Below are 18,385 nucleotides of genomic sequence, written 5' to 3' on the forward strand. Positions count from 1 at the left end.
GCGAGAGTAGGGAACTGCCAGGCATCAAATTTAGTGTGCTGATATGGCTCAGTTGGTAGAGCGCACCCTTGGTAAGGGTGAGGTCCCCAGTTCGACTCTGGGTATCAGCACCAGTTTTTCGGTTAAAGTTCGGCGCTTAGAAAAGAATTTGTCTGGCGGCTGTAGCGCGGTGGTCCCACCTGACCCCATGCCGAACTCAGAAGTGAAACGCCGTAGCGCCGATGGTAGTGTGGGGTCTCCCCATGCGAGAGTAGGGAACTGCCAGACATCAAACAAGTGAAAAGGCCATCCGAAAGGATGGCCTTTTTGCGTTATGCTTCTTGCTAACCTGTAAGCCCGGTATGCGCAACGCCACCGGGCAAAACAGAAGATTAATGAATCACCTGCGACAGGAATGCCCGCGTACGTTCTGACCTGGGATTGGCAAAAAACTCATCTGGCGGCGCCTGCTCCACAATCTCGCCAAGATCCATGAAGATCACGCGGTCGGCCACCGTGCGGGCAAATCCCATTTCATGGGTAACGCACAGCATAGTCATACCCGATTGCGCCAGACCGATCATGGTATCAAGCACCTCTTTCACCATTTCTGGATCCAGCGCTGATGTGGGTTCATCAAACAACATTATTTTGGGTTTCATGCACAGCGAGCGTGCAATGGCCACGCGCTGTTGTTGTCCACCAGAGATTTGCCCAGGATATTTATGCGCATGTTCAGCAATGCGAACTCGCTCAAGGTAGTGCATTGCCAACACTTCAGCCTCTTTTTTCGGCATCTTTTGCACCCAGACTGGTGCCAGCGTACAGTTTTGCAGGACCGTCAAATGAGGAAAGAGATTGAAGTGTTGAAAGACCATGCCAACTTCTTGCCTGACGCGCTCAATATTGCGAATGTCTTCATTGAGTTCAATCCCATCCACCACAATACGTCCTTGCTGATGCTCTTCCAGATGGTTAATACAACGGATAGTTGTCGATTTACCCGAGCCGGAAGGACCGCATAAGACGATACGCTCTCCTTGTTTTACCTGCAGATTGATGTTTTTCAAAACGTGGAACTGTCCGTACCATTTGTTGACGTTTTCCAGCGTAATCATCGCGTCAGTAGACGGCATTAATAATTGGTTCATAAATTCCTCAGTGCGGTGTACGCCCGGTATTAAAACGTTTTTCCAGATGTTGGCTGTAACGCGACATACTGAAACAAAAGATCCAGTAAATCAGTGCGGCAAAAACATATCCTTCAGTCGACATACCCAGCCATGCAGGATCCACGGTTGCTTGCTGCACGCTGCTGAAGAGATCAAACAGGCCGATGATGATGACCAAACTGGTATCCTTGAACAGGGCAATAATCGTATTAACCAAACCAGGAATAACCAGCTTGAGAGCTTGTGGAAGAATGACCAACCCTTGGGTTTTCCAGTACCCAAGGGCCAGTGATTCAGCCGCTTCATACTGACCTTTTGGCAAGGCCTGTAATCCCCCACGAACTACCTCTGCAACATAGGCTGACTGGAAAAGAATGACACCGACCAGGGCCCGGATAAGCTTGTCGATACTGGTCCCCTCCGACATAAACAGAGGGAGCATGACAGAGGACATAAACAGGACGGTGATCAACGGTACGCCGCGCCAGAACTCAATAAAAATGACGGATAAAATCCGAACGATTGGCATATGAGAACGACGTCCCAATGCCAGTAGAATCCCCCACGGGAGCGCACCCGCAATACCGACGGATGCGATGATAAGCGTCAGCGTTAACCCGCCCCACTGCCGGGTTTCTACCCGCTCAAGTCCGAGAAAACCACCGTACATCAACCACCAGACCACCAAAGGATAAAGAACTGCCCAAACGGCGATATAACGACCACGGTGGGGAATGATTTTCCAGAACATGGGAACGATTGAGACCAGGCCAATCAGCAGGGCCAGATTTATGCGCCAGCGCTGATCGTGTGGGTAAAGTCCATACATGAATTGTCCGAAGCGTTCATGAATGAACACCCAGCAGGCCCCCGCTTTGGTACAGTCAGCTCGGGTAGAGCCTATCCAGTTGGCCTGAAAAAATACCCAGTTCAACAGCGGTGGAAGGAAGGACCAAATTAACCACACACATAGCAGCGTGAGCAGGCTATTTGACCAAGTGGAGAACAGGTTTTTGCGAACCCAGAACAGACAGCGGCTTGCCGGGTTACTGCTCTGGCGCGAGGGGTGAGACAGTAGTGCTTTTGTCATCATGGCTCCTTAGCGCTCGATCAGTGCGATACGACGGTTATAAATATTCATCAGTAGAGAAATGCTCAGGCTGATGATCAGGTATACCGACATGGTGATGGCAATAGTTTCAATGGCTTGTCCCGTTTGATTGAGTACCGTGCCAGCAAACAGGGAAACCATATCCGGGTAGCCAATGGCGGCAGCGAGCGATGAATTTTTAACGATATTCAGGTACTGACTGGTTAGTGGAGGAATGATGACGCGCAGCGCCTGTGGGATGATGACCTGGCGGAGCGTCACCGGATTTGGCAAACCCAGAGAGCGTGCTGCCTCATGTTGGCCATAAGGAACAGCCTGAATTCCTGCCCGAATAATTTCTGCAATAAACGCTGAGGTATACACTGAAAGCGCCAGCGTCAGAGCCGCTAGTTCAGGTATAAGCACCATACCGCCACGGAAGTTAAAACCGCGTAGCTCGGGGATATCCCAGTGAAGGGCCGCGCCAAAAAACCATTGTGAAATCATCGGTAAAAATACGAATAATGCCAGAGCTGTGGGCCAGGTACGGCGTAACTGACCGGTTTTGATCTGGTGCATTCTGTTGAAGCGAAATAGCCCGAAGGTGACAGCGATGGCAATAAGGACCGCAGTACAAAAGGCAAAAAGACCTTCTCCCATTTGCGGCGCCGGAATATACAGCCCCCGGTTGCTCAGAAACATCAAATCCAGCGCGTTTACGGCCTGACGTGGGCCGGGTAGGTTACGTAATACGGCAAAATACCAAAAGAAGATCTGCAATAGCGGCGGGATATTGCGGAACGTTTCGATATAGACCGTGGAGAGCTTTCGCAATAACCAGTTATCTGACAGGCGTGCCAGCCCGAGAAAGAAACCGAGAAATGAAGCGAAGACGATACATAGTGCGGAAACTAACAGCGTATTAAGCAGGCCGACCAGGAACACGCGGCCATAGGTATCGCCTTGCTCGTAATCAATCAGATGCTGGACGATACCAAATCCGGCGCTGCGGTCGAGAAAAGAAAATCCCGAGGTAATACCGCGACTGCTCAGGTTATTAATCGTGTTATGAATGAGATAGACCGCAATGCTAATGACCGCAATGACGGCGAGTATTTGGAATAACCAGGCGCGGACCGCAGGGTTAGAAAAGGATAGCGATCCTTTTACGGTTGAGCGGCGATGAAGCATAAGAAAACCTCGGTAACAATGGCTCTGGGCTGAGCGCCGCAGCTGCGGCGCCCGTTACATCACTTTGCATTAGCGCACCGGTGGCGCATATTGAATGCCACCGTTGTTCCAGAGGTTGTTCTGTCCACGTTTGATCTTCAACGGACTTTCCGATCCAACGTTACGTTCAAAGATCTCCGAGTAGTTACCTACCTGCTTAATAATGTTATAAGCCCATTTGTTATCAAGCTTCAGATCCTTGCCATAATCCCCTTCTTTACCTAGCAGATGCGCCATATCCGGCGTTGCAGGATTAGCCGCTTTTTCATCAACGTTTTTCGAGTTAACCCCCATCTCTTCCGCGTTCAGCATGGCGAACAGCGTCCAGCGAACAATGGAGAACCATTCATCGTCGCCACGACGTACAACCGGACCTAACGGTTCTTTAGAAATAACTTCTGGCAGGACAATCCATTCTGCAGGATTGCTCAGCTTGATGCGCAGGGCATACAGCTGAGACTGGTCGGAGGCCAGCGTATCACAACGTCCTGATTCCAGAGCCTTGGCTGATTCATCCGAGCGGTCAAACGTGACAGGGGTGTACTTCATATTATTGGCTTTAAAGTAGTCAGCCACGTTCAGTTCGGTATCGGTTCCTGCCTGAATACATACCGTTGCGCCATCCAGTTCTTTCGCGCTCTTCAGGCCGGCTTTATTGTGGGTAAGAAAACCAATGCCATCGTAATAGGTTACGCCAGTGAAAGACATGCCCATACCTGCATCACGAGAGGAGGTCCATGTGGTATTACGCGAGAGCATGTCGACTTCGCCAGACTGTAACGCGGTAAAACGTTCCTTGGCGGTGAGTGGGGTATATTTTACTTTGGTATCATCACCAAATACGGCGGAGGCAACGCCTCGGCATACGTCGACATCAATACCTGAAAACTTACCGCTCGCATCGGCGTAAGAGAAGCCAGGCAACCCGTCACTGATCCCGCATTGCACAAACCCTTTTTTCTTTACGGCATCAAGTGTTGCGCCGGCATGCGCCTGATTTGCTATCGCAAGGAGCACGCCGGCCGCAGCCAGGCTGGCTATTATCATCTTTTTCATAGAGCATCCTGTGTGGAGGAATTATTGTTATGAAAACGTTCTGAAAACGTCTTTTACCGGTCTGTGGCTTTGGCCATACTCTTTTAAGCAAAGGTAGTGCCAGGTTTTTGCGCACGATTATTCGACGCAATATGCAGAGTGTAGACAGGAAAAAATAAATGCAGCGCCCTGAAGTGGTGCAAAATTGAAACGTAAGCCACATTTCAGCGCAAAAATTTTAAAATTAGACAGGACGCGTGATAACGATTTCGGACGTTAATATTGATCGCGTGAGAATAATGAAAAGAAAACGTGGTGTAACCAAGAACAGGAAAAATGCTAATTTCAAATCGTGGATATGTGAGGGATATCTATAACAATTTTATTATTTAGAAAGGGCGATAAACCAACGTTTTGTCTTATATGTGAATTTCATTTTTATTGCTAAAAGCGCGGTAGCTACCGCGCTTTTAAGAAGAGTTATTTGGTCAGGGCAACTATCCCAAGCGTCAATCCGGCAACGGCGGCTGCGCCACCGGCGATGGCACCGGCTGTTTCCCAGTTATCCTGCGTGGTGCCTTTCATACAGGTATTGGTATGGACCAGGCGTCCCTGATCGTCGTATACAGGTACGCAAGGAGAATCGTGTGCACAACCGGCAAGAAACGCGGTAAGCAATGCAACGGATATTAATCTTTTCATGGTGTTACCTCAAAAATAAGCGTTTCGCTAATTGAGCAAAGACAAGCGCTAAGCCATCTGCGAACTCGGTCATTATTTTACCACCTCTTAAAAAAAGACTGACAGAAGGAATAATCTCAATTCATGTGGATTGTAAAAATAATGGATAAAAAGAAAGGTTGCGGGCGGGTTTTAATGACCGACTTAAATGAAATAAATGGCTATCTTATTAATAAACAAAGAGAGAGTGTACCGATGAAAAAGGCGTCCGTAGACGCCTTTATTTTACAAATTAATCAGTGTGCCGACTAAAACGCCGTCTGACGACAACGAAGAAGACGGGAACGAAGAAGATCGCCAACAATGTTGCGGTTAGCATTCCCCCCATTACGCCTGTGCCGACCGCATTCTGTGCACCGCTACCCGCTCCGTGGCTGATAACCAGAGGCATAACCCCCAGAATAAATGCCAGGGATGTCATCAGGATAGGGCGAAGACGCATGCGGGATGCCTCCAACGTCGCTTCGATCAGCCCTTTGCCTTCTTTATCCATCAGGTCTTTGGCAAACTCGACGATCAGAATGGCGTTTTTAGCCGAGAGGCCGATAGTGGTTAGCAACCCAACCTGGAAGTACACGTCGTTATTCATCCCACGTAGCGATGCTGCTAGCAGTGCGCCAACCACGCCAAGCGGTACAACCAGCATCACCGAGAACGGGATCGACCAGCTCTCATACAATGCGGCAAGGCAAAGGAAGACAACGATGAGCGAGATGGCATACAGCGCAGGCGCTTGGTTCCCTGAGAGTCTTTCCTGATAGGACATACCAGTCCAGTCATGACCGATACCGTTAGGCAGTTTCTCTGCCAGGCTTTCCATCAGCGCCATCGCTTCACCGGTGCTTCGGCTTGGCGCCGCTTCTCCTAACAGTTCCATAGAAGGCATACCGTTGTAACGTTCCAGACGTGGTGAACCGTAGATCCAATGTGCGGAACTGAACGTGGAGAACGGTACCATTTCGCCATTGGCGCTACGAACATACAGATTATTGATGTCTTCCGGCAACATACGGAATTTGGCATCGGCCTGTACGTACACTTTTTTCACGCGGCCACGGTCAATGAAGTCATTGACGTAATAGCCACCCAGCGCAGCGGAGATGGTTTCATTAATATCGGACAGCGAGACACCAAGGGCCTGAGCTTTTTCCTGATCGACATCCAGCTTGAACTGGGCGGTATCCTCGAGACCGTTTGGACGCACGCGAACCAGCAGGTCAGGGTGTTTAGCAACCATACCCAGCAGTTGGTTACGCGCTTGTGTTAACGCGGTATGCCCCAGCCCGCCCTGGTCAATCAGCTCGAAGTCGAAGCCGGTTGCGGTACCCAGTTCAACAATGGCTGGCATGTTGAAAGGGAACACTAAGCCGTCACGAATCTGGCTAAACGCACGGGTTGCTCTGGCGATAATCGATTCAACGTTATTCTCGTCGCCACTGCGTTCTTCCCAGGGCTTGAGGCTGACAAACGCCATCCCTGAGTTTTGCCCTTGCCCGCTGAAGCTAAAGCCGTTAACCGTAAAGACGCTTTCGACGTTGGCTTTCTCGTTGTTCAGGTAGTAATGCGTAACCTGATCCAGCACTTTCTGGGTTCGCTCTTGCGTTGCACCGGCCGGAAGCTGAATCATTGTCAGGAATACGCCCTGATCTTCTTCTGGCAAGAAGGAGGTTGGAAGGCGCATAAACAACACCGCCATCCCAATCACGATAATCAGGTAGACGACCAGGTAACGCCCGGTTTTACGCACAATACCGCTGACGCTATTGGTGTAATGATTGACGCTGTGATCGAATTTGGCATTAAACCAGCCAAAGAAACCGCTTTTATTCTCGTGATGTTCAGCCGATACCGGCTTCAACAGCGTTGCACAAAGCGCGGGAGTCAGGATCAGCGCTACCAGCACTGAAAGCGCCATTGCAGAAACGATGGTGATAGAGAACTGCCGATAGATAGCCCCGGTTGAGCCGCCGAAGAAGGCCATCGGGATAAATACCGCAGACAGCACCATGGCGATACCGACCAGCGCGCCCTGAATTTGTGACATGGATTTTTCTGTCGCCTCTTTGGGCGGCAGATTATCTTCCATCATCACACGTTCCACGTTTTCCACCACCACTATCGCATCATCAACCAATAGGCCGATGGCGAGTACCATGCCGAACATCGTCAGGGTGTTTATTGAGTAGCCAAACGCGGCAAGTACGGCAAATGTGCCCAACAATACAACAGGTACGGCAATGGTTGGAATGAGCGTAGCCCGGATGTTTTGCAGGAACAAATACATGACCAGGAACACCAGTACGATCGCTTCAAACAGCGTTTTTACCACTTCATGAATGGAGATGGTTACAAACGGGGTGGTGTCGTACGGATAGACCACCTTCATTCCCTGCGGGAAGAACGGTTGCAGTTCAACCAGCTTGGCTTTGATAGCGTTTGCGGTATCCAGCGCGTTTGCCCCGGTTGCCAGTTTGATCCCGAGACCGGATGCTGGTTTCCCGTTAATACGCGCGACTACGTTGTAGTTCTCACCACCCAACTCGATGCGTGCAACGTCTTTCAGGTGAACGACCGAACCATCGCTATTCACGCGTAAAGTTACTTTGCCGAACTCTTCAGGGTCTTTCAGTCGCGTTTGCGCAATGATAGAGGCATTAAGCTGCTGATTAGGCAACGCAGGCGTACCGCCTAACTGACCGGCAGCAATCTGATCGTTCTGCACCTTCAACTGATTGATCACATCAACCGGCGTGAGCTGGTACTTATTCAACAAGTTTGCATCCAGCCAGATACGCATAGCGTACTGCGCACCAAACAGCTGCACGTCACCCACGCCATTCAGACGGCTGATCGAGTCTTTAACGTTCGAGGCGACGTAGTCGGAAATGTCATCCTGAGTGGTTTGTGGGTTGTCAGAAACAAAACCCGCGACCATCAAAAAGCTGCTACTGGATTTCTCGACGCTGATCCCCTGCTGCTGAACTTCTTGCGGCAGTAAGGGAGTGGCGAGCTGCAGCTTGTTTTGTACCTGAACCTGCGCGATATCGGGGTCGGTACCGGACTGGAAGGTCAGCGTGATGGTCACACTCCCGGCTGAATCGCTGGTGGAGGACATATACATCAGGTTATCGATACCGTTCATATTCTGTTCGATAACCTGCGTGACGGTATCCTGTACCGTTTGCGCATCCGCACCTGGGTAGGTGGCGGAAACCGATACGGCAGGAGGCGCGATGGTCGGGTACTGCGCCACGGGCAGTTGCATAATTGCCAGAGCACCCGCCATCATCAGAATGATGGCCAGTACCCAGGCAAAGATAGGACGCCTGATAAAAAAGTTAGCCATGTCCGGTTACCTTATTGGGCTTTCGTCGCAGGGGGTTCGTTATCGGCGGTTGCTTTAACCTGAACGCCAGGGCGTGCTTTTTGTAAGCCGCTCACGATAACTTTGTCACCGGGTTGCAGACCTTCGCTGATGAGCCATTTGTCGCCAATCGCTTGAGCGGCGACAACTGCCCGCGCTTCAACCTGGCTCTTGTCGTTAACGACCATCACGGTGGCATCGCCACGAGGTGTACGTGTCACCCCCTGCTGCGGAACGAGAATGGCATTCGGCTGGACGCCTTCATCAATGCGAGCACGCACAAACATGCCTGGCAGCAGCGTGTGCTGTGGGTTAGGGAATACGGCTCTGAGAGTGATTGATCCGGTGCTTTCATCAACCGTCACATCAGAAAATTGCAATGAACCCTTGAGTGGGTATGCCTGACCATTTTCCATCACCAGCTCGACGGTACTGCTGGCGCTGTCTTTATGCAGACTGCCTTGTTCAATAGACTGCTTGAGGCGCATAAAGTCGTTACTGGACTGCGTCACGTCAACATAGATGGGATCGAGCTGTTGCACAGTAGCAAGCTCAGTTGCCTGACCATTCGTGACTAATGCGCCTTCGGTGACGTTAGATTTACCGATACGTCCGCTAATGGGCGATGTCACTTTGGTGTAGGCCAGGTTGATACGTGCGCTTTCGACTGCCGCTTTGGCCGCGATTACGGAGGCATCGGCCTGGCGGGCATCAGCAATTGCCTGATCGTACTCTTGCTGGCTGATGTACTTGGTGCCAACCAGCGGCACATAACGTTTTACCGTTAAATGCGCGATAGCGGCCGCCGCTTCACTCTTTGCCAGTTCGCCTTTGGCGCTGTCATAGTCAGCCTGGTAAGTCGCTGGATCGATCTGATAAAGCGATTGACCGGCTTCAACATCGCTACCCTCGGTGAAATTTCGTTTAAGTACAATTCCACTAACCTGAGGACGGACTTCTGCAATACGAAATGCTGTAGTGCGTCCGGGTAATTCGGTCGTCACGGCTAAAGGGGCCTTTTCGACGACATGGACAGTCACCTGCGGCTCTGCGGGATGTGCTTGTGTTTCTCCCTGATCGTTACAACCGGCGAGTAATGCAGCGGAGATGATGATGAATGAGGGCAGGAGTGAAAACCTGGCATTTTTCGTCATTTCTATTCCTTAAAAAACCGAACGCTCGTTATTAACCGAGTAACAATAGGGGTGATAACGCGCACAAGAAAAAATAATAGTTGGCTATCCTACAAATTATTAGCTTGCGATGTAAGCAATACTTATTTATGGGCGGGGTTCACGGCACATAAAAGCAAAAAAAGATTAATCAGCTACCGTTTCATTGTGATATTTATAGCAACACCATGATGCTGATAAATACATTTTGAAATGATCATCTGAATGGTGAATATATTTGTTTTTGTTATTTGTTTTATCTATTCGTGTGTAATGTCCGCAATTAAATACTTTAGACCTCGTCTAAATAAACGCTAAGTGATACATTTGTTCCAGATCGAAAATATTAGATAAGAAAGTTAATCATTCTCTACTCCAATCCAGATAGTCGGAATCATGGCCAGAAAAACGAAAGCGGATGCCCTCAAAACGCGACAGCACCTGATGGAAACGGCGATTGTACAGTTTGCCGCACGTGGCGTAGGTAATACGACGCTAAACGACATAGCGGATGCCGCCAATGTGACACGGGGTGCACTTTATTGGCATTTCGAAAATAAAACTCAATTGTTTAATGAGTTATGGTTACAACAACCTCCTTTACGCGATCTTATTCAGGACAAGCTTATTGGTCGTTGGGGTGATAACCCTTTACAGCGACTGCGTGAAAAATTTGTGGTGGGATTACAATATATTGCGGAGAACCCTCGTCAGCAGGCATTAATGCAGATTTTATATCATAAATGCGAATTCCATAAAGATATGATATCAGAGCAGGCCATTCGCGATAAAATAGGTCTCAGCCACCAAAGTATTCGCGATTCTCTCCAACGATGCATAGATGAAAATTTGATTGCCACCAGCTTGGATTTAGACGTTATCATCATTATTTTGCATGGTAGCTTTAGCGGAATAATAAAAAACTGGTTAATGAATCCAGAGAGTTATGATCTGTATGGGCAAGCGCCAGCATTAGTTGATAATGTATTAAAAATGTTAAGCCCGGACGGCTGCGTAATGCAATTAATGCAGAGTGAAAACCAGGTTGGGTAGTCTAGCCGCCAGGGCCTGACGGCTGTCGACGGTGCTAGTCGAGATCGGCGCAGTTGACCAGTTTTAGGGGATTCACTGAGTTCATATTCCGACATTTGTCGTGCTCTGTTGTCATCAGTTCTATCCACTGGATGAGCAGCGCATCAAAAAGAAAAACGAAGACCGCAAAAACAACCAGCCACCAATACTTGCGAATCATTGCTAAATCCTGTGTATTCATGCCCAAGCTTGCAGGGAATATACACGAAATCAGTAAGCTGAAAAGCAGACTTACAATGCCTTTACTTTGCCGAAAGAGCGCCACTGTTTGCCGTTAATCGGCTCTTTTTGGACAGGTTTTTTGTCTTACGTTTTTTCACTTTTGCAAGTTCAGTCTCTGAAAAATGAGAACCGATACTCAGTCTTCTGAGCCCCATTTTTACGTACTCAGCATTGATTTCAATACCGACAAATTTGCGACCTAATTCCACTGCGGTAGCGCCGGTTGTAAAGCTGCCGGCAAACGGATCCAGCACTTTGTCATCCGGGTTGGAGGAAGCCAGAATGATGCGTTCCAGGAGGGCTTTGGGTTTTTGAGTGGGGTGATTTTCGTATTCGTCCATCAGATAGCGAACGCGGGGAAAATCCCAGACATTGCCAGGTACTTTTTTCTGATTGTAAGGTTGGGGCGGATTCTTTCTGTAGTCTATTAGCGCACGTTTAGCGCCCGTTTTAGCTTCAACCAGAACATCATTACGATTAAACGTGTAGTTTTTCTGATCTTTGACCATCATCAGGATCGGTTCATACATCGAACCAAAGTAGTTTTTAGCCTGTACCCCTGAGCTATCATATGACCACACGATACGGCTTTTGATGGTAAAAAGCTGGCGACATTTGAGGTCGATGTACGGCATGTTCTCCGTACTGTTCATGATGTACATGCTACCGTGTGGTTTGAGAATGCGATGGCACTCGTCAATGCATTCAAACAGCCACGCCAGAAAGGTCTCTTCGTCCCAGGATTCCACCATCCCGTCAAAGTCTTTGCCGATGTTATAAGGTGGGTCGGCAAAAATGAGATCGATGCTTTCAGCGGGTAGCTTTTTTAGCTCGGTTAGCGCATCACCCAGGATTATCTTTTTAGATTCATCGCCAAAATAGACAGGTTCACATCTTGCGTTCATCGCCAAAGCCTCCCATGTGACGTTAATAAAAAAGGCGCTTCCCCATGCCGAGTAGCGCCTTTTAAAACAAACATTTAACTGATTAGTATCAGTTCATGCCGTATTTTTTCAGTTTTTTACGCAGCGTACCACGGTTGATGCCCATCATCAGGGCAGCACGGGTCTGGTTACCGCGGGTGTATTGCATCACCATGTCCAACAGGGGCTGTTCTACTTCAGCCAGTACCAGCTCATAGAGATCATTAACGTCTTGACCATTCAATTGAGCAAAATAGTTCTTCAGTGCCTGTTTAACCGAGTCACGCAGGGGCTTTTGAGTTACCTGGTCCTGAGAGTTAACGGTAGAAACGGTCAGTACGTCAGAATTTACGCGTTGTTCGAACATAGTTCTGTCAGCTCTTTATTTCTGTTTACGCAAAATTTTCGAAGTATGCCTCCAACGCCGCCAGCTGTTCGCTGGAATCTTCAATGGCGTTGAATGTGCGCCGAAACTGGTCATCCGGAGCGTGTTCCTGGAGATACCAGGATACGTGTTTACGCGCAATTCGGTACCCTTTTGCCTGACCATAAAAGTCATGCAGTTCCCGAACATGCGCACAAAGCAAGCGCTTCACCTCTGCCAGTGGCAGTGGGGGCAGCAGCTCCCCAGTGTCCAGATAATGCTGGATTTCCCGAAAGATCCAGGGTCTTCCCTGAGCTGCACGGCCTATCATCAGGGCATCCGCCCCCGTATAGTCGAGTACAGCTCTGGCTTTAAGCGGGTCAGTAATGTCGCCATTCGCGATAATCGGAATGGAAACTTTCTGCTTAACTGCCTGAATACTGTCGTACTCAGCATCTCCATTGAACAAACAGGCGCGGGTGCGTCCATGAATGGTCAGAGCCTGAATGCCACAGTCTTCAGCCAGTTGGGCAATCTCTACGCAGTTACGGTGTTCCGGAGCCCAGCCGGTGCGAATCTTGAGTGTGACAGGAACGTCCACTGCATTGACGACCTCGGTTAGTATTGATTTCACTAAATCCGGGTACTGCAAGAGGGCTGAACCTGCGAGCTTGCGATTCACTTTTTTAGCCGGACACCCCATATTGATATCAATAATCTGGGCGCCGCTTTCCACGTTAATACGTGCGGCATCGGCCATCTCAACAGGATCGCTACCGGCAATTTGCACCGTGCGAATTCCTGGCTCATCAACGTGCACCATCCGTAAACGAGACTTGTCGCTTTCCCAAACCTGCGGGTTAGAAGACATCATCTCGGATACCGTCAATCCGGCTCCCATCTCATAGCACAGCGTCCTGAATGGTCTGTCAGTGATGCCAGCCATAGGTGCTGCGATCAGGCGATTTCTGAGCTGGTATTGTCCGATGCGCATGAGTTAAGAAATGACCATACTGTGACTGCAAGGCGGCGTATATTACGCATTTTTCGCACGAGATGAAAGGCCAAACTTTGACCAATCCACTGAGGTGGATCAATGAATTGCTGGTTAAGTACACAGTTTCAAATTAAAATCTTTAATAATCATTTGGATACGTGGTTGTGTTAATTTGTCATCCGTTTATAAATTCCGAAAACTTCTCTTTTTTTATTATGGCCAGCCTTAGGTTATCAGGATAAAAAGCTGTTTTTGTGAGCAAATAGTGACTTTGTAATGCGATCTCGCTCTCATTTCCGCAAATCCTTTTGCGAAAAAAAGAGCGATTTTTGCGTTACCAACGGTAACGAGAAGGGATTATTTTTTCTGTCCGGTAATGCGACACCACTCTTCTTTCTCGATAACCGGATCGAGCGTAAAGAGATCGGCATAGGCTTCACAGACGCTTTCCGCCTGGCTGGCAAGAATACCAGAAAGCCCCAGTAAACCGCCCTCAACGGGCAGCACGCTGATTAACGGCGCCAGTTCACGTAATGGGCCTGCAAGGATGTTGGCGACCACCACATCGGCTTTCATCGCCTCTGGCTGGTCTTTAGGCAGATAAAGTTCCAGACGCTCAGAAACGCCATTACGCTGGGCGTTATCACGGCTGGCCTGAATCGCTTGCGGATCGATATCCACACCAATCGCTTTCGCCGCACCCAGCTTCAGTGCCGCAATGGCAAGAATGCCGGAGCCGCAGCCAAAGTCGATAACCGTTTTACCGTTAAGATCGAGACCATCCAGCCATTGCAGGCACAGAGAGGTGGTTGGGTGAGTGCCAGTACCAAACGCCAGTCCCGGGTCGAGCATCACGTTGACGGCGTTCTCATCCGGGACATCGCGCCAGCTTGGGCAAATCCACAGACGTTCACCAAAGCGCATTGGGTGGAAGTTATCCATCCATTCGCGTTCCCAGTCTTTGTCTTCAAGCTGTTCGATTTTATGCGCGAAGCCAGCACCCAGCAGCGGATGCTGCTCCAGAATAGCAACGACCTCTTTCATGTCGGTTTCTGCATCGAACAAGCCGATAACGTCGGTATCGCCCCACAGGCGAGTCTCGCCCGGCAGTGGTTCAAATACCGGCGTATCATGCGTATCCTGGAAGGTAATGGAAACGGAGCCCGCTTCCATCAGTGCGTCGCTCAACTCTTCAGCGTTTGCACCGGTCGTGTTCAGTTTCAGTTGAATCCATGGCATGGCAAAACTCTTTATTTATCAGTAGTCAATATGGCGGCTTGCGGAACGGCAGAACCGAAACGGTTGCCGATCAGGAAAGCCAGCAAACTTATCAGTAACGAGGGCACAATCGGATGAAAGCCCAGGTACTGAATGTTAAAGGTAGCGAGTACGGCATAAAGTACGCCGCCGACAATCATTGCGCTCAGTGCGCCAGCCGCGTTTGCCCGCTCCCAGTAAAGGCCCAGCACCAACGGCCACAGGAAGACGGCTTCCAACCCGCCAAACGCCAGCAGGTTAAGCCAGATAATCATTTCTGGCGGCTTCCACGCGGCCAGCAACAGTAACGCGCCCAGCAGCAGAGTGATCACTGCCGACATGCGTTTCAACCGTGTTTCATTTTGCAGTTGTTCCGGGCGAAGGTTCAGATAGAGATCTTTAATGATCGTAGCGGAACTTTGCAGCAATTGGGCATTGATCGTCGACATGATCGCGGCCATGGGCGCGGCGAGGAAGATCCCGGCAGCTACCGGTGGCAAGACTTTTACCATTAGCGTGGGAATAACCAGATCCGGTACCGTCAGGTTAGGGATCACCGCCCGGCCCAACGCGCCGGCCAGATGCATACCAAACATCAGGACAGCCACTACGATAGTGCCAATGATAATTCCACGGTGTACCGCTTTGCTGTCCTTATAGGAGATGCAGCGCACCGCCGTATGCGGCAGGCCAATCACGCCAAAGCATACCAGTACCCAGAACGAGGTCATAAACGTGGGGGACAGAATGTCATCAGCGCCCTGCGGCGAGACCAGTTTAGGATCGATGGTTTGCAGGGTGACCACCGCATTGTTGAGACCACCGGCGGCATGGACGACACCGACCAGCAGTACGATAGTCCCAATCAGCATCACCATGCCCTGCATCGTGTCGTTCAACACGCTGGCGCGAAATCCGCCAAACGCCGTGTATAACGCGATACTGACGCCAAAAATCAGCAGGCCGGTTTCGTAAGGTATACCCGCTGCCGTTTCCAGCAAACGCGCGCCGCCAATAAACTGTACGGTCATTGCACCGACAAACGCGACCAGCAGGCTGAGGCTCGCCAGCCATACCAGCAGGCGGCTTTGGTAGCGGGCAAACAGCATATCGTTGAGGGTAACCGCATTATAACGGCGTGCAAGAATGGCGAATTTTTTGCCGAGAATACCCAACGACAACCAGACGGCGGGCAGTTGGATCATCGCTAACAAAACCCATCCCAGTCCGTATTTGTAAGCGGCACCTGGGCCGCCGATAAACGAGCTGGCGCTAATGTAAGTTGCCGTTAGCGTCATGGCTAACACGACCCCACCCATAGAGCGGCTGCCGAGGAAATATTCATTCAGGAAGGTGCCAGTCGACCTTTTGCGCATGGCGTAAACAGAGAGGCCGAAAACCACCAGAAGATAGGCGACCAGCGGCAAAATAACTTCAAGCTGCATCATCATCCTCCAGAGGAATGTCGCGATAAATAAACTTCACCATCGCCCAGCACAGTACGATGAAAACCAATGGCGTCAGCAGACAGGCCATTTCAAACCAGTGCGGCAGGCCAGTAAAACCCAGAGTGGAGTCTGGTAAGTAAGCGGCCACTAACCATGCGGCAAGATATAAAAGGGTCAGCCACAGCGCCCAGCGCGCCTCTTTATGGGCCTGAACAAAACGAGCGTCCATTTTTTGTCCCTTGTGGATAAAGAAAGCGGGGATTGTACCTTATGGCACGTATGGGAGGGGAGAAAAACAAAAGGCCGGAATTTCCGGCCTTTTCGGTTAACGCTTGCTTACTTTTCCTGAAGTCCGAGTTTTTTCTCCAGGTAGTGGATATTGGTTCCACCATGCTGGAAGTGCTCGTCATTCATGATACGGATCTGCAGATCAACGTTGGTTTTGATGCCGTCGATGATCAGTTCCTGCAAGGCGTTTTTCATGCGTGCGATAGCGACGTCGCGGTTTTCGCCATAGCAAATCAGCTTACCGATCATTGAGTCATAGTACGGAGGTACTGTGTAACCTGCGTAAATATGAGACTCCCAGCGCACACCAAAGCCACCCGGCGCGTGGAAACGCGTGATTTTACCCGGGCTCGGCAGGAAGGTGTTCGGGTCTTCGGCGTTGATACGGCACTCTACCGCATGACCTTTAACCACAACTTCGTCCTGCTTGATGGACAGCGGTTGACCCGCAGCGATGCGTAGCTGTTCTTTGATCAGGTCAACACCGGTGATCATTTCGGTTACCGGGTGTTCAACCTGAATACGAGTGTTCATTTCAATGAAGTAGAACTCACCGTTTTCGAACAGGAACTCGAAAGTACCCGCGCCGCGATAGCCGATATCCACGCACGCTTTGGCGCAACGTTCGCCGATGTAGCGACGCAGTTCCGGAGTAATGCCCGGCGCTGGTGCTTCTTCGACAACTTTCTGGTGACGACGCTGCATGGAGCAGTCACGCTCTGCCAGATAAATCGCATTACCCTGACCGTCTGCCAGCACCTGAATTTCGATGTGGCGTGGGTTTTCCAGGTATTTCTCCATGTAGACCATGTCGTTATTGAAAGCCGCTTTTGCTTCCGCTTTGGTCATGGAGATGGATTGCGCCAGTTCGGCATCGCTGCGCACGACGCGCATACCGCGACCGCCGCCGCCGCCGGAGGCTTTGATGATAACCGGGTAGCCGATGCGTTTAGCATGAGCGCGGTTAGCGTCCATGTCATCGCCCAACGGACCGTCAGAGCCAGGAACAGTCGGTACGCCAGCTTTCTTCATCGCGGTAATCGCGGACACTTTGTCGCCCATCAGGCGGATGGTGTCGGCTTTCGGGCCGATGAAGATAAAGCCAGAACGTTCTACCTGCTCAGCAAAGTTGGCGTTCTCAGAGAGGAAGCCATAACCCGGGTGGATTGCCACCGCGCCGGTGATTTCAGCGGCGCTAATAATAGCCGGGATGTTCAGATAGCTTTTTACGGACGGAGCCGGGCCAATACAGACCGTCTCATCCGCCAGCAATACGTGTTTTAAATCGCGATCCGCGCTTGAATGCACAGCGACAGTCTTGATGCCCAGTTCTTTACAGGCACGAAGAATACGCAAGGCAATCTCGCCGCGGTTAGCGATGACAATTTTATCCAACATGTTCGCCTCGTTATTCGATGACGACCAGCGGCTCGTCAAATTCTACCGGTTGACCACTTTCTACCAGAATCGCTTTAACGACGCCGGATTTGTCGGCTTCGATCTGGTTCATCATTTTCATGGCTTCAACGATGCACAGGGTATCGCCCGCATTCACTTTCTGGCCGATTTCGATGAACGCTTTCGCATCCGGGCTCGGGGTGCGGTAGAACGTACCAACCATTGGGGAGCGTACGATGTGACCACTGATTTCCGCTGCTGCCGGAGCTTCCATACTTGGAGAGGCAGTTTGTGCGACAGCGTTAGACAGAGCTGGTTGCTGCATCACTGGTGCAGCATAAGCCTGTTGCATCATTGGAAAACTTGCAGCTGGCGCCGCACGGCTGATGCGTACAGACTCTTCGCCTTCAGAAATTTCCAGTTCGGAGATGCCTGATTCTTCAACCAGCTCGATCAGTTTTTTAATCTTACGAATATCCATGAGTGGGTTCCGTACTCTTTGTTTAGTGAGATTGTGACAGGCGTTTTACCGCCGTCTGTATAGCATTTTTATAACAATGAGTGACAAGATGCCACGCATCTCAGGCGTTGCACTGGGTGCTGATGCCATTAC

17 protein-coding genes, 1 tRNA gene and 1 rRNA gene are annotated in these 18,385 nt (G+C 50.2%); 3 read left to right on the forward strand and 16 right to left on the reverse strand.

Annotated features, from left to right (window positions below):
- Positions 1–37: 37 nt before the first annotated feature.
- A tRNA-Thr gene (locus FDX14_RS13570) sits at positions 38–113 on the forward strand.
- A gap of 38 nt (positions 114–151) precedes the next feature.
- A 5S ribosomal RNA gene (gene rrf / locus FDX14_RS13575) occupies positions 152–267 on the forward strand.
- A 104-nt stretch (positions 268–371) separates the two neighbouring features.
- Here the strand turns inward: rrf and FDX14_RS13580 are convergent.
- From FDX14_RS13580 to FDX14_RS13610, 7 genes are all read right to left on the reverse strand, one after another.
- Entirely contained in the window at positions 372–1,130 is a 759-nt protein-coding gene (locus FDX14_RS13580) for an amino acid ABC transporter ATP-binding protein (protein WP_061382546.1), read from the reverse strand.
- Between the two features lie 7 nt (positions 1,131–1,137).
- On the reverse strand, positions 1,138–2,241 hold the full coding sequence (locus FDX14_RS13585) for an amino acid ABC transporter permease (protein ID WP_137349685.1): 1,104 nt from the start codon (positions 2,239–2,241) through the stop codon (positions 1,138–1,140).
- 9 nt (positions 2,242–2,250) lie between these two features.
- Positions 2,251–3,432 (reverse strand): amino acid ABC transporter permease, encoded by a 1,182-nt coding sequence (locus FDX14_RS13590; protein ID WP_061382544.1) that lies wholly within the window; start codon positions 3,430–3,432, stop codon positions 2,251–2,253.
- A 69-nt stretch (positions 3,433–3,501) separates the two neighbouring features.
- Entirely contained in the window at positions 3,502–4,527 is a 1,026-nt protein-coding gene (locus FDX14_RS13595; RefSeq protein WP_038634415.1) for an amino acid ABC transporter substrate-binding protein, read from the reverse strand.
- Positions 4,528–4,986: 459 nt separating this feature from the next.
- Positions 4,987–5,208, reverse strand: coding sequence for a lipoprotein (locus FDX14_RS13600; RefSeq protein ID WP_003025292.1), 222 nt, complete (start codon positions 5,206–5,208; stop codon positions 4,987–4,989).
- A 271-nt stretch (positions 5,209–5,479) separates the two neighbouring features.
- Positions 5,480–8,593 (reverse strand): efflux RND transporter permease subunit, encoded by a 3,114-nt coding sequence (locus FDX14_RS13605; protein ID WP_137349686.1) that lies wholly within the window; start codon positions 8,591–8,593, stop codon positions 5,480–5,482.
- 11 nt (positions 8,594–8,604) lie between these two features.
- The gene (locus tag FDX14_RS13610) at positions 8,605–9,765 is read right to left on the reverse strand and encodes an efflux RND transporter periplasmic adaptor subunit (protein ID WP_061382543.1); all 1,161 of its coding nucleotides are present in this window, start codon (positions 9,763–9,765) and stop codon (positions 8,605–8,607) included.
- Positions 9,766–10,179: 414 nt separating this feature from the next.
- Here FDX14_RS13610 and envR point away from each other — a divergent pair, with 414 nt between their 5' ends.
- Positions 10,180–10,836, forward strand: a complete 657-nt coding sequence (envR, locus tag FDX14_RS13615) for an acrEF/envCD operon transcriptional regulator (protein ID WP_047026429.1) — start codon at positions 10,180–10,182, stop codon at positions 10,834–10,836.
- Between the two features lie 34 nt (positions 10,837–10,870).
- Here the strand turns inward: envR and FDX14_RS13620 are convergent, their stop codons facing one another.
- The 9 genes from FDX14_RS13620 to accB form a co-directional block, all read right to left on the reverse strand.
- Positions 10,871–11,035 carry a DUF2556 family protein gene (locus FDX14_RS13620; RefSeq protein WP_032940702.1) on the reverse strand — a complete coding sequence of 55 codons (165 nt, stop codon included), beginning with the start codon at positions 11,033–11,035 and terminating at the stop codon, positions 10,871–10,873.
- An 82-nt stretch (positions 11,036–11,117) separates the two neighbouring features.
- Entirely contained in the window at positions 11,118–12,002 is an 885-nt protein-coding gene (gene yhdJ / locus FDX14_RS13625; RefSeq protein ID WP_042311358.1) for an adenine-specific DNA-methyltransferase, read from the reverse strand.
- 88 nt (positions 12,003–12,090) lie between these two features.
- A complete protein-coding gene (gene fis / locus FDX14_RS13630; RefSeq protein ID WP_000462905.1) occupies positions 12,091–12,387 on the reverse strand; it encodes a DNA-binding transcriptional regulator Fis in 297 nt (98 codons plus the stop codon).
- A gap of 25 nt (positions 12,388–12,412) precedes the next feature.
- On the reverse strand, positions 12,413–13,378 hold the full coding sequence (gene dusB, locus FDX14_RS13635; protein ID WP_137349687.1) for a tRNA dihydrouridine synthase DusB: 966 nt from the start codon (positions 13,376–13,378) through the stop codon (positions 12,413–12,415).
- 360 nt (positions 13,379–13,738) lie between these two features.
- Entirely contained in the window at positions 13,739–14,620 is an 882-nt protein-coding gene (gene prmA, locus FDX14_RS13640; RefSeq protein ID WP_061382540.1) for a 50S ribosomal protein L11 methyltransferase, read from the reverse strand.
- 11 nt (positions 14,621–14,631) lie between these two features.
- Complete coding sequence (gene panF, locus FDX14_RS13645; RefSeq protein ID WP_137349688.1) at positions 14,632–16,083, reverse strand: sodium/pantothenate symporter; 1,452 nt, start codon at positions 16,081–16,083, stop codon at positions 14,632–14,634.
- The gene (locus FDX14_RS13650) at positions 16,073–16,315 is read right to left on the reverse strand and encodes a YhdT family protein (RefSeq protein WP_006687800.1); all 243 of its coding nucleotides are present in this window, start codon (positions 16,313–16,315) and stop codon (positions 16,073–16,075) included. Before FDX14_RS13650 ends, panF begins: the two co-directional genes overlap by 11 nt.
- 107 nt (positions 16,316–16,422) lie before the next feature.
- Positions 16,423–17,772 carry an acetyl-CoA carboxylase biotin carboxylase subunit gene (accC, locus tag FDX14_RS13655; RefSeq protein ID WP_003828838.1) on the reverse strand — a complete coding sequence of 450 codons (1,350 nt, stop codon included), beginning with the start codon at positions 17,770–17,772 and terminating at the stop codon, positions 16,423–16,425.
- A gap of 10 nt (positions 17,773–17,782) precedes the next feature.
- Positions 17,783–18,253: an acetyl-CoA carboxylase biotin carboxyl carrier protein gene (gene accB, locus FDX14_RS13660; RefSeq protein ID WP_003025210.1), complete on the reverse strand. Its 471-nt coding sequence runs from the start codon at positions 18,251–18,253 to the stop codon at positions 17,783–17,785.
- Between the last annotated feature and the right edge of the window lie 132 nt (positions 18,254–18,385).

It is taken from the genome of Citrobacter sp. wls710 (assembly GCF_005281115.1).
Lineage (GTDB): Bacteria > Pseudomonadota > Gammaproteobacteria > Enterobacterales > Enterobacteriaceae > Citrobacter > Citrobacter werkmanii.